This window comes from Flavobacterium sp. HBTb2-11-1 (assembly GCF_009826975.1).
Classification (GTDB): Bacteria; Bacteroidota; Bacteroidia; order Flavobacteriales; family Flavobacteriaceae; genus Flavobacterium.
The window spans coordinates 18,544-31,318 of record NZ_WUMO01000005.1 but is presented as its reverse complement, the minus strand read 5'-3'; the positions used below and the strand labels follow the sequence as shown (position 1 = coordinate 31,318).

Annotated in this window: 12 protein-coding genes; 9 read left to right on the top strand and 3 right to left on the bottom strand. The window is 34.5% G+C overall.

Features of this window, described 5'->3' with window-relative positions; genetic code table 11:
* Window positions 1-66: 66 nt before the first annotated feature.
* Together GR162_RS11925 and guaA are read right to left on the bottom strand one after the other, a co-directional pair.
* Window positions 67-1,980, bottom strand: a complete 1,914-nt coding sequence (locus tag GR162_RS11925) for a LysM peptidoglycan-binding domain-containing protein (protein ID WP_160782348.1) — start codon at window positions 1,978-1,980, stop codon at window positions 67-69.
* A gap of 63 nt (window positions 1,981-2,043) precedes the next feature.
* Window positions 2,044-3,573, bottom strand: coding sequence for a glutamine-hydrolyzing GMP synthase (gene guaA, locus GR162_RS11920; protein WP_008462460.1), 1,530 nt, complete (start codon window positions 3,571-3,573; stop codon window positions 2,044-2,046).
* A 226-nt stretch (window positions 3,574-3,799) separates the two neighbouring features.
* Between guaA and GR162_RS11915 the strand changes: the two genes are divergently transcribed.
* A complete protein-coding gene (locus tag GR162_RS11915; protein WP_160782347.1) occupies window positions 3,800-4,327 on the top strand; it encodes a hypothetical protein in 528 nt (175 codons plus the stop codon).
* Between the two features lie 102 nt (window positions 4,328-4,429).
* Here the strand turns inward: GR162_RS11915 and GR162_RS11910 are convergent, their stop codons facing one another.
* Window positions 4,430-5,143 carry a hypothetical protein gene (locus GR162_RS11910; RefSeq protein ID WP_160782346.1) on the bottom strand — a complete coding sequence of 238 codons (714 nt, stop codon included), beginning with the start codon at window positions 5,141-5,143 and terminating at the stop codon, window positions 4,430-4,432.
* Between the two features lie 294 nt (window positions 5,144-5,437).
* Between GR162_RS11910 and GR162_RS11905 the strand changes: the two genes are divergently transcribed.
* From GR162_RS11905 to GR162_RS11870, 8 genes are all read left to right on the top strand, one after another.
* Window positions 5,438-6,358, top strand: coding sequence for a DnaJ C-terminal domain-containing protein (locus tag GR162_RS11905; RefSeq protein ID WP_160782345.1), 921 nt, complete (start codon window positions 5,438-5,440; stop codon window positions 6,356-6,358).
* On the top strand, window positions 6,355-6,660 hold the full coding sequence (locus GR162_RS11900; RefSeq protein ID WP_160782344.1) for a chaperone modulator CbpM: 306 nt from the start codon (window positions 6,355-6,357) through the stop codon (window positions 6,658-6,660). Before GR162_RS11905 ends, GR162_RS11900 begins: the two co-directional genes overlap by 4 nt.
* Before the next feature lie 144 nt (window positions 6,661-6,804).
* The gene (locus tag GR162_RS11895; protein WP_160782343.1) at window positions 6,805-7,185 is read left to right on the top strand and encodes a RidA family protein; all 381 of its coding nucleotides are present in this window, start codon (window positions 6,805-6,807) and stop codon (window positions 7,183-7,185) included.
* Window positions 7,186-7,328: 143 nt separating this feature from the next.
* Window positions 7,329-8,573 (top strand): voltage-gated chloride channel family protein, encoded by a 1,245-nt coding sequence (locus GR162_RS11890; protein ID WP_160782342.1) that lies wholly within the window; start codon window positions 7,329-7,331, stop codon window positions 8,571-8,573.
* A 246-nt stretch (window positions 8,574-8,819) separates the two neighbouring features.
* On the top strand, window positions 8,820-9,824 hold the full coding sequence (locus tag GR162_RS11885; protein ID WP_160782341.1) for a bifunctional oligoribonuclease/PAP phosphatase NrnA: 1,005 nt from the start codon (window positions 8,820-8,822) through the stop codon (window positions 9,822-9,824).
* An 8-nt stretch (window positions 9,825-9,832) separates the two neighbouring features.
* The gene (gene gldI / locus GR162_RS11880) at window positions 9,833-10,489 is read left to right on the top strand and encodes a gliding motility-associated peptidyl-prolyl isomerase GldI (protein ID WP_160782340.1); all 657 of its coding nucleotides are present in this window, start codon (window positions 9,833-9,835) and stop codon (window positions 10,487-10,489) included.
* Window positions 10,490-10,504: 15 nt separating this feature from the next.
* Window positions 10,505-11,581 carry a peptidylprolyl isomerase gene (locus GR162_RS11875; RefSeq protein WP_160782339.1) on the top strand — a complete coding sequence of 359 codons (1,077 nt, stop codon included), beginning with the start codon at window positions 10,505-10,507 and terminating at the stop codon, window positions 11,579-11,581.
* Window positions 11,582-11,610: 29 nt separating this feature from the next.
* A complete protein-coding gene (locus GR162_RS11870) occupies window positions 11,611-12,735 on the top strand; it encodes a peptidylprolyl isomerase (RefSeq protein ID WP_160782338.1) in 1,125 nt (374 codons plus the stop codon).
* The last annotated feature ends 40 nt before the right edge of the window (window positions 12,736-12,775 follow it).

The following is a 12,775-nucleotide window of genomic DNA, read 5'->3' as shown; positions in this document are numbered from 1 at the left end:
CTAATTTAAAAATATCTCACAGATTTCCCCAAAGCAAAATTCGAGCCGTTTTATTTCATTCAAAAATCATCTCAAATCGATTTCTACTTTGGCAATTATGATTTCTTTATATAACTCATCTTCTTCTTTTTTCTTGCATTTGTAAAGCACTTCTTCCATGTTTTCAAATTTATCGCTGTAAACATAGTACGAAAGGCTGTTAATATTGAAAAAGAAACTAGCGTTAAAATCGCCAGAATCAATGAGTTTCATAATAAGCTTATCTCGGTCAACTGCGTCTGTAAATATACCCAAAACTAAGTAATACCCGTTCGAAACTTCTCTAAGATTATCATAAACTTCTACTTTTACTGTTTTATCAGGTCTTAAAGGATTGTCTTTCAATTCCTGTTTCATTTCTTCCAGCGAAATTGTTTTTGAATTTTCGGCAGTGTTGTCCTTTTTTTGTTTTTTGACTGCTTCATCCTGATATTTTTTCAGTTTAATCAGAGCCAATTTATCATCAAACTTCCGTGCTTCCATGCTATAATATGAAGCTTTGCTGATGTGTCTTTTCACTTCAATTTTTTTCTGATTGTCAAGCGAATCAATTTTAGCAATTAAGAGCTGATTTTTTTCGTCTCCTTTTTGCTGATCTTCTTTATAGCGCTGAATTTCTTCTAAAGACAAACGTTGCTGTAAAGGTTCTGTATTGGCTTTTTTCTCGCTTTCGCGGATTTTCTTCTTATACTCCTGATTTTCCTCAACAGCAATTTTCTCTACTTTATTCATCAAACCAGCATACACTTTTCTGTTTTCTGCCAATTCCTTTTTCAGTTGAGAGGATAATTCATTGGTTTTACTGATTCCCTCAGAAGATTGTTTTTCTAATCTTCTCGATTCTTCAACATTCAAAATATCCATTCGCTTTAGTTCTTTCAAATCATCATTCATTGTCGTAACAAGCGAATCTAATTTGGCCATTAAAACATCCTGAACATTTTTATTGGCTTCCAAAACCAAACGCAATTTTTCAACCGAGTTTTCTTTAGAACCATTCATATCATTCAGATTCACTTTCAAATCATTAATCTTTATGATTTTCTGATTCATTTCTTTCTGAACCACCAAACGATCTTTCAAATCTTCTATTTCAACTGTTTTGGCTTTTGTTTTTTCAACCACAACTTGTTTTTCGGCCAAAGCCAACATCAATTCTTCACTTTCGTTTGCTGGTTTTATTGCTGTAGTATTGATGGCCAATTTGTTTCCAACGATCAATCCGTTTACAATTTCTGGATTTTGAGATTCTAATTGATCTATTGAAATGCCGTATTTCTTGGCAATTGAAAATTTAGTTTCTTTTGGTTCTACAACGTGAAAAACAGTTTCTTGATTGATAACACGAACTCTTCCGTCAAGCGTTTTTCTTTTATTCGGAATAGAAATCGTCTGACCGATCTGCAATCCGTTTATTAAAATATCTTTATTTAAATTTTCTAAATCTTGAACCGAAACATTATATTGTCTAGCAATGCTGAATAAAGATTCTTTAGCCACAACTTGATGAGTAGTTTTGGAAGAAATAACATTTTCTTGTTTTAAGGAATGATCAGAATTTTGAGGAATAATCAATTCTTGACCTATCTGAAGTCCGTTGGCAAGAGTTTCCTGATTGGCATTCTGAATAGCTTCTACAGAAACATGATATTGTTTTGATAAACCAAACAATGTTTCTTTGGGTGTAACAATATGAGTTTGCTGCTTTGAAAGTGTATTTTCTGAATTGTGAACTGGAATCTTTAAAACCTGATTGTCTTTGATTCCGTTTTGCGATTCGGGATTGAGTTTGTAAATCTCATCGATAGAAACCTTATACTTTTGGGCAATAAAATAAGCGGTTTCACCTTTTTGAATCTTGTGCTCGATAATTGAATCTTGCGCAATTATTTTGTTAAAAGACAAAATAAACACAAGAGAAATCGTTAAAAGTTCTCTCATAAATAGTAGGTTATAAAAAATTAAGGCCTTACAAATGTAAGACCTTAATTTTAAATTATGCTACTATTCCCACTCAATTGTTGCAGGTGGTTTTGAACTAATATCGTAAACTACACGATTCACGCCTTTTACTTTATTGATAATGTCATTTGACACTTTCATCAAGAAATCGTAAGGTAAATGAACCCAGTCAGCAGTCATACCATCTGTTGATTCTACTGCTCTAAGCGCCACTACTTTTTCGTACGTACGCTCATCACCCATAACACCAACGCTGTTTACAGGAAGCAAAATTGCTCCAGCCTGCCAAACTTTATCATATAATCCCCAAGATTTCAATCCTTCAATAAATACAGAATCTACATCTTGTAAAATTCTCACTTTCTCTGGAGTAATATCTCCTAAAATTCTGATTGATAATCCTGGCCCTGGGAAAGGGTGTCTTCCTAATAATTCAGGATCTATTCCTAATGTAGCTCCTACTCTTCTCACTTCATCTTTGAAAAGCATTCTAAGGGGTTCTACAATTTTTAATTTCATGTAATCTGGCAATCCACCAACGTTGTGATGTGATTTAATAGTTGCAGATGGCCCTTTTACCGAAACAGATTCGATTACGTCCGGGTAAATAGTTCCTTGCGCCAACCATTTTACGTCTTCTAATAAGTGTGATTCATCATCAAAAACTTCGATAAATACACGACCGATTGTTTTACGTTTTGTTTCTGGATCACTGATTCCTGCTAATTCGCCAAGAAAACGATCTCCTGCATCTACTCCTTTTACGTTTAATCCCATTCCTTTGTATTGGTTCAATACATTTTCGAATTCGTTTTTACGTAAAAGACCGTTATTTACGAAGATGCAATATAAATTTTGTCCGATTGCTTTGTTTAATAAAACTGCTGCTACAGTAGAATCTACTCCTCCAGATAAACCAAGAACTACTTTATCGTTTCCTAATTTTTCTTTCAATTCTGCGACCATTTCGTCAACGAAAGCATTTGGAGTAAAGTTTTGAGGAACTTCGGCAATTTTCACTAAGAAGTTCTCCAACATTTTCTTCCCATCAGTAGAATGGTAAACTTCTGGATGGTATTGAATCGCATAAGTAGTTTCGCCTTCAATTTTGTAAGCTGCGTATTCTACATCGTGCGTGCTAGCTAATTTCACAGCATTTGTTGGAAGCGCTTTGATACTATCGCTATGGCTCATCCAAACTTGGCTGTTTTCTGAAACTCCTTCAAAGAAAGTTTCGCCTTCTTTAATATAAGACAAGTTTGCTCTACCGTATTCTCTAGTATTTGAAGCTGCTACTTCACCTCCGCTGAAATGAGCTAAATATTGTGCTCCGTAACAAACAGCAAGTAAAGGCATTTTACCTCTAATTTGTGATAAATCAGGATGTGGTGCATCTTCTCCTCTTACAGAGAAAGGGCTTCCTCCTAAAATTACGGCTTTATAACTTGATAAATCACTTGGAATGTGATTGTAAGGAAAAATTTCGCAGAATATATTTAATTCGCGAACTCTACGCGCAATAAGTTGAGTATATTGCGATCCGAAATCTAAAATAAGTACGTTGTGTTGCATGCGCAAAAGTACTTTTTATATTCGAAATTCAAAAATCGGAACGTTGAAAAAATAAATATTTTTTTCAACGTAGGTTCTAAGATACTAAGTTACTCAGGTTCTGAGTTTTTTTTTACACAAAAAATAAAACTTAACATCTTAGAACCTTTGCTACTTATTATCTTCGCAAAAAAATCCAAACAATTCAAAAATCCGTATTTAACGAAAACCCAATTTAAATTTAACTATGAAATCAAAAATTATTGCCCTGACTGCTCTTGTGTCGGTCTTTTTTTCTTCTTGCAATACTGTCGATGATTTATTGACTTTTACAATTTCGAATAGCACTTCGATTAAAATTGAAAGCACTTCACCTATTAATCTTCCATCAGAGATTATTACGCCAGAGGTTACGACCAATTCTTCTGCTGAGTTTGAAAACAATAAAACTAAAGCTAGTTTGGTAAAAGATGTTAAAATCAGATCGTTGAAATTATCCATTACAGATCCTTCGGATAAAACATTCACGTTCTTAAAATCGATTCATCTGTATATTTCAACATCCGATTCAGATGAAATCGAATTGGCTTATTTAGACAATATCAATGCATCGAGCAACACAATCGATTTGATTTGTACCGATCAAAAATTAGATCAGTACATTAAAGCAGACAGCTACAAAATAAGAACTAAAGTGACTATAAAAGAAACTTTAACAAAAGATGTTACAGTAAAAGCAGAAATGAAGTTTAAGGTGACGGCGGATCCATTTTAATCAAAGGGGCAAAGGCTCAAAGTGACAAAGGTTCAAAGAAACGAAGTGTAAAAACTTTGTCACTTTGAACCTTTGCTCCTTTGTAACTAGCGCTGCAAGCGCCTATTCTTTTGTCACAACAATAGAAGCCTTAAATCCTGCAGCTAGATTATCCCAATAATCATTTGTCACTAGATTGCCTTTATCGTCATAGACTTGTATTTCTGCTGTATTTCCTCCTAGTGTACCTATATTTAAGGCTTCAAAATCTAATTTATTGAACCCTTGTGCCAAATTGATTTTTACTTGCTGGAAATTAGAATCCAATAAAATTCTATCGCGGATTACATAATCATTTGAAGATACTTTTACTAAATCTCCGTCAATTGCCCCAAAATCACGGAATTTAACAATAAAATATTCTGATTTGGTTTTAAAATCTCCTAGCGAAATATTTTTCTTGACCAAAACACCTCGGCCTTCTCTTAAGCCGGCGTCTTTTAAAGATTTATCTAAATCTTTTTCCATTTTGGCCACATATCGATCGCCTGGATTGGCAAAATCGGTTTCGGTTGACATCGTAAATTTACTTTTCTCCTCTCCAATCTGAAACTTTGATTTTGGAGTTATAGTCGTATTTTCAAAAACATTTGGAGTTTTAATTGCTGGCATATCATTAAATTCTGCCAGTGGGTCTTTTGCTTCAGGAACTGGAGTCTTTTTAGGCTTTGCAGTAAACTTTCCGCCTGGAATAGTCTTGAATTTTGTATTAGACTCGATTTGGGCTGATACAGACATTGCAGTAAAAAATAATATGAAAAATAAAATGTGCTTCATTGAAAAAAGTATTATCGAATAGGCTTTTATAATTAATATAACCAAAAGTCCAGCTTCACAAAAATAGTATAATTTACTTACTTGCTACAACTTTAGGAGTTTTATAACATATAATTAAGCTAATTTTTGGAAGCAAAAAACCTGCCACTATTTTTATTTTATCAAAAATAAACTTCAAATATAAAATTCCACAAATTCCAAACCCCCACATTATAAAAGCCTTCAGCATTTTGATTATTAACAACTTATTCTTAACTTCAAGACTTTATTTTACCATTTAAAAATTTCAATAAAATGGATTATATCGATTATTACAAAGTATTGGATGTTACAAAATCTGCAACAGAAGCGGAAATCAAAAAAGCATATCGAAAACTGGCTAGAAAATATCATCCCGATTTGAATCCGAATGATAAAGAAGCTGAAAAAAAATTCAAAGAGATAAACGAAGCCAACGAAGTTTTAAGCAATCCAGAGAACCGAAAAAAATATGACAAATACGGAAAAGACTGGAAACATGCTGACGAATTTGAAAAAGCGGGCTACAATCCTAATCAGCAGCAAAGCAGACAGCAAGGCGGTTATCAATATTCTGAAGGCGATTTTTCTGGTTTTGGAGGCGGAGATTTTTCGGGCAGCGATTTCTCAGATTTTTTCAATTCAATGTATGGCGGAGGCAGAAGCAGATCGCAATCCAAATATAGAGGACAGGATTTTAATGCCGAACTGGAATTAGACCTTAAATCGGCTTACACTACACACAAACAAAATTTAACGGTAAACGGAAAAAATATCCGAATTACAATTCCTGCAGGTGTAGAAAACGGACAAATTATTAAAATTCCAAATCATGGCGGACCTGGTGTAAACGGCGGGCCAAACGGCGATTTGTACATCACATTCATAATTTCCAATAATTCAGATTTTAAACGAGAAGGAAATAATTTATATGCCGAAGCTCCAATAGATCTGTACACAGCAGTTTTAGGCGGAGAAACGTATATCAACACTTTTGACGGGAAAGTAAAAATCAAAGTCCCGGCAGAAACACAGCCAGGAACAAAGGTGAAGTTGAAAGGAAAAGGTTTTCCTGTTTATAAAAAAGAGAATCAGTTTGGAGATTTATACATCACGTACACTATAAAAATTCCAACAAAACTGTCGGATAAAGAAAAAGAGTTATTTGAAGAACTAGCAAAACTAAGAAAGTCATGAAAAATAAAAATTTAATCCAGATCAAACAGTTTTGTATATACCACGAAATTGAAAATACCTTTATAACCGAACTTCATAATTACGGACTCATTCATATTATAACGGAAGAAAATGACGAATATCTGGAACCAGAACAGCTTCCGATAGTTGAAAAAATGATTCGTATGCATTATGATCTCAAAATAAATTTGGAGGGAATTGACGCTATTGCAAACCTTTTGAATAAAATTGAAACCTTACAGCAAAATTTGAATACAGTACAAAATAAGCTTCGTCTTTACGAAGAAAAAGAAACCGAATAAAATATCACAAAAAAGCTTGATTTCTGAATTGATTTCAAGCTTTTTTTAATCGCCGAAAGAAGCATAATCCTTAAATTGCGGCATCTTTAATTAACCTGAATTTGCTTTTAAAACCATACTGACAAATTCGCAAAAATCATAAAAATGAAAAGAGAAAACATCTTGACTGGATCTCCGTGGGAAGACAAAATGGGATATTGCCGTGCCGTAAGAATTGGCAATATTATTGAAGTTTCTGGAACTGTAGCTATTGTTGACGGCGATAAAGTAAAAGCTGATGATGCTTATGCTCAGACATATAATATTTTGGAACGAGTAGAAAAAGTTTTAGAAGATTTAAATGTGGGTATGAAAGATGTTATTAGAACAAGAATTTTCACGACAGACGTTTCTACTTTTGAAGAAGTGGCCAGAGCACATTCTGCTTTCTTTAAAGATGTAAAACCAACTACAGGATTTTACGGAATTAGTAAATTGGTTGCTCCAGAATATTTGGTTGAAATCGAATTTACCGCTGTAGTATAATATTTTTTTTCGCCACGAATTTCACTAATTTACACTAATTATTTTTTTTATGCCACAGATTAAATGGATTAAAAATGATTATTTTTTTCCTTTTAATTCGTGAAAATTGGCGAAATTCGTGGCAAACTTTTTAGAATTCATTAATGACTTCCTTAAATCCTAAACAATTCCTGCTTTCACTTCCTAAATGGATTCTTATCTGTGCTTTAGTTGGTATATTTTCAGGTTCTGCATCTGCTTTCTTTTTAGTTTCTTTAGAATGGGTTACACAATTTAGAATTCAGCATGATTGGATTATCTGGCTTTTGCCTTTCGGCGGATTTTTGGTCGGATTGAGTTATTACTATTGGGGAGAATCTGTTGCCAAAGGAAATAATCTATTACTGGAAGAATACGAAAAACCTAAGAAAGTGATTCCTTTTAAAATGGCTCCTTTAGTTCTTTTAGGAACATTGCTTACCCATTTATTTGGAGGATCTGCAGGACGCGAAGGAACAGCAGTACAGATGGGAGGCGCAATTGCCGACCAATTTACCAAGTTTTTCAATCTTGATAATTCAGAACGCAGAATTTTAATCATTCTCGGAATCAGCGCGGGTTTTGCTTCTGTTTTTGGAACGCCTCTTGCGGGAGCCATTTTTGCTTTAGAAGTTTTATATTTCAGTAAAATCAATTTTAAAAGTATTTTACTTTCTTTTCTGGTTGCTTATGCAGCCTATTTCACAGTAGAATTTTGGCAAATAAAACATACACATTATAGTATTCCAATAATTCCAGAACTTAGTTTAAACAATATTATTTTTACTTTAATTGTTGGAGTTTTATCAGGATTTGCGGCTTTATTATTTTCCAGAAGCACACATTTTTGGGGCTCTATTTTTTCAAAAAACATTAAATATCCGCCGCTTCGTCCTGTAATTGGCGGCGTAGTTTTAGCCATAGCCATCGCAGGTTTAGGCTTTACAAAATTCTCTGGATTGGGCGTTCCTATTATTGTCGATTCCTTTTCAAATCCTAGCCAATGGTACGATTTTCTGCTAAAAATCTTATTTACAGGATTTACACTTGGAGCCGGTTTTAAAGGTGGAGAAGTAACTCCTTTATTTTTTGTTGGAGCTACTTTAGGAAGCGCATTATCAACGGTCATACCAATGCCAATTGCTCTTTTGGCTGGAATCGGATTTGTTGCTGTTTTCTCTGGCGCAACCCACACTCCTATTGCCTGTACAGTTATGGGAATGGAATTATTCGGAATCGCTCCTGGAATCTTCATCGCAATCGCCTGCACAATCGCCTATTTTTCTTCTGGTTCTGTTGGAATTTATAAATCTCAGATTGTAAAAGGAGCAAAATATAAATTGTACCAGAGATTAAATTCCAATTTTTAAAATTGCTACGCCTGTTCGCTAACGCTCGAGTCCAAATTCCAATCTAGATAAATCGTTCCTACGGAATTTAAATAAAAAATCCACTCCAATCAGTGTTTTCGCGATAGCGAATCCGCGTCATCCGTGTTCTAATTTCAGGCAAAAAGAATAATTTCAGAACAAAGTCAAAATAAGAAGACTGAAAACTGAGACTAACCAAAGAAATTATTTTCAGCATTACATTAAAAAAATGTAAATTCGCACACTATGAAAATACAAGATATTCAAGCGATTCAATTATTGCTTGCTACGCCAAAGAAAATCGCAATTATTCCGCACAGAGGACCAGATGGTGACGCCATGGGCTCTACTCTAGCCTTATACCATTTTTTACTCAAAAATAACCATCAGCCAACCGTTATTTCTCCAAATGATTTTCCTGATTTTTTAGCTTGGCTTCCAGGCTCAGAAACAGTAAAAATCTATGAAAAGGATACTCAAAACTGTATCAAAATATTAGAAGAAGCCGAAATTATTTTTACGCTTGATTTTAATGCTTTTCATCGCACCGGCGAAATGGAGCATACTCTTGCAAAACTTACGGCTCCATTCATTATGATAGACCATCATGAAAAACCTCATGATTATGCTGCTTATACGTACTCAGACACGTCTTACGGATCTACTTGTGAGATGATTTATAATTTTATCGCCTTTTTAAACAAAAAAGAAGATATCGATAAAACCATAGCAACCTGTATTTATACAGGAATTTTAACCGATTCAGGTTCTTTCCGCTTTCCGGGAACTACTGGAAACACTCACAGAATTATTGCCGAACTGATTGATTTAGGAGTAGAAAATACTCAAATTCCAGTTTTACTATACGATAATAGTTCTTTTAGCCGTTTGCAATTATTAGGTCGTGCGCTTCAAAACATGAAAATTTTTGAAGATCATAAAACCTCTTACATGACGCTTACACAAGAAGAACTCGATTCATTTAACTATGTAAAAGGGGATACTGAAGGAATCGTAAATTACGGATTAAGCATTCGCGGAATCGTTTTTACAGCTATATTTATTGAAAACAAAGAAGAAAAAATTATTAAAATTTCTTTCCGTTCTCAAGGAGGATTTGATGTTAACCAATTTGCAAGAGACCATTTTAATGGAGGCGGACATGTCAATGCAGCAGGCGGAAGATCTGAAACTTCTATGGAAGAAACAGTAAATAAATTTGAAGATTTAGTCAAAAAACTAAAATTATAATCCAAATCATGAATTACCTAAAACTTAGCATTTACACTTTGCTTTTTACTGTTTCCTTAAGCAGCTGCAAGCATCATGAAGAAGCCAGAAGACCTATTTCTAGAGCTTCGGGAACATTCATGAAGAAATCGGCCGACCGAAATAAAAAGTTAGTCGCAAACGAAGAAAGCGTTATTAAAAAAATAATCCAAAACAATCCAAAAGTAAAATATTATGCCACTCCAAAAGGGTACTGGTTTTGCTACGAAGAAAAGAATGCAGCAGAAACTGCAGCGCCAAGAAAAGGTGATATTGCTTACTTCAACATGGAAATAAAAGATATAAAAGGCAATAGTATTTACTCTGAATCTGATCTTGGCCCGCAAACCTATTATGTAGACAAACAAGATATTATGATGGGTTTACGCGACGGAATTAAAAGAATGCATAAAAATGAAACCGTTACGTTTTTATTTCCATCGCATATGGCATACGGATATCACGGAGACAACAAAAAAATTGGTCCAAACGAATCTTTAATCGTTACGGTTACGCTTAGAAATTTTGTTCCAGATCCAGCGGCACAAACGGCAAAACCAGCTACACAATCGCCTCAAACCGCAACACCAAAACCTCCAGTTGCAAAATCTGCAGCGCAAGCCAATAAAGACACATTAACTCAATAAACACAATATCTTAAAATGAAAAAGAGTATTTTATTATTACTAATAGCCGTAAGCTCATTTTATTCTTGTAAGGACGATCACAGTAATCTGCCAGATGGTTTATATGCCGATATCGAGACAAACAAAGGTCACATCATTGTGGAACTTGATTACAAAAAAGCGCCTATCACTGTGGCCAACTTTGTGACTTTAGCTGAAGGCAAAAACGAGTTCGTAACACATGAACAATTAAAAAACAAACCATTTTTTGACGGTTTAAAATTTCATAGAGTTATTGAAAGTTTTATGATCCAAACCGGTGATCCATTAGGAACTGGTTCTGGAGATACAGGTTATAAATTTAAAGACGAATTCTCAGATCTAAAATTTGACAAAGCTGGAGTTTTAGCAATGGCTAATAACGGTCCAGGCACAAACAGCAGCCAATTTTTTATCACTCATGTAGAGACTCCTTGGCTAGATAATCTTCATACTATTTTTGGTCATGTGGTAAGCGCAAAAGACCAAGAGGTAGTAAATAAAGTGGTCCAAGGCGACAATATTGTTTCTGTTACAATCATCAGAAATGGCGAGGCAGCGAAAAAATTTGATGCTGTAAAAGTATTCCATGATTATTTTGCTGACATCGCGAAAGAACAGCAGAAATATGCTGGAGTTCAAAAAGAAAAAGTAGATTCTTATGCTGCTTTAAAAGCAAAAGCAACTAAAACGACGAGCGGTTTAGAATATGTAATTACAGAAAAAGGAAATGGCAAAAAACCTGCTGCAGGAAGCCAAATCTACATTAGCTATGCAGGTTTCCTTGAAAACGGGACTTTGTTTGACACTAGCATTGAAGAAGTGGCCAAACAATTCGGAAAATTTGATCCAGCTAGAGCAGCACAAGGCGGCTACCAGCCAATTCAATTTCAAGCTGGAAAAAAAGACGGTTTAATTCCTGGTTTTATTGAAGGAGTTGAACAATTATCTTTTGGAGACAAAGCGGTTCTTTTCATTCCGTCTCACTTAGCTTATGGAGCAACCGGTGCTGGAGGTGTAATACCTCCAAATGCAAATATTATTTTCGAAATTCAAATTTCAGACAAAAAATAATCGAATTATAGACTTAAAATTAAAAAGCAATGAAATTTAAATTTCTGTTTTTATTTTGCTTAGCAATAGTAAATATTCAGGCTCAAACTAAAAAACCTGCTGCAAAGCCAGCAGCAAAACCTGCAAAAGCAACAACTGCTGCGGCAAATCCAGGCGATGGAATTTTTGCAACAATTTCTACTACAAAAGGAGATATTGTGCTTTCTTTAGAATATGTAAAAGCTCCTGTTACAGTGGCAAACTTTATTACTTTGGCAGAAGGAACAAATCCTAATGTCAAAGCGTCTCTTAAAGGAAAACCATTTTATAACGGATTAAAATTTCACAGAGTTATTAATGATTTCATGATTCAAGGTGGTGATCCTGAAGGAAATGGCACCGGAGGTCCAGGATATTCTTTTAAAGATGAATTTGTAGACGATTTAAAATTCGAAAAAGGCGGTGTTCTAGCGATGGCAAATTCTGGTCCGGCAACAAACGGAAGCCAATTTTTCATCACACATAAAGATACACCTTGGTTAAACGGAAAACACACCATTTTTGGACATGTGGTTTCTGGAATGGACGTTGTAAATAAAATTATTCAGGACGATGTAATGACCAAAATTGTTATTACACGCAAAGGTGCAGCAGCAAAGAAATTTGATGCTTTGAAAGTCCTAAGTGATGATGTTAAAAAAGAAGCCGCTAAAAAAGAGGAAGCAAAAAAAGTAATAACGGCTAAAGCAGCTTATTTTAAAGACTTGAAAGCAAAAGCAACTGCAACTTCTACAGGTTTAAAATATGTGGTAACTCAAAAAGGCACTAGCGTTAAAGGCGCTGAAGGTTCTACAATCTACTTTCACTACGCTGGATATTTTGAAGACGGAAACTTATTTGACAGCAGCATGGCTCAAGTAGCAAAAACATACGGAAAATATGATGCAAACAGAGATGCACAAGGCGGTTACAAAGCTTTTCCTTTTACAGTTGGTAAAAAAGACGGAATGATTCCTGGCTTTCTTGAAGCGCTTGATATGATGACTGATGGAGAAAAAGCAACTTTCTTCTTGCCTTCAAATTTAGCTTATGGAGAGAAAGGCGCTGGCGGTGTAATTCCACCAAATGCAACTTTGATTTTTGAAATTGAAACCTATCAGAATCAGCCTAAATAATTAGAAAAGAGAAGATTCATTTTTTATAAATCTAAAAAGC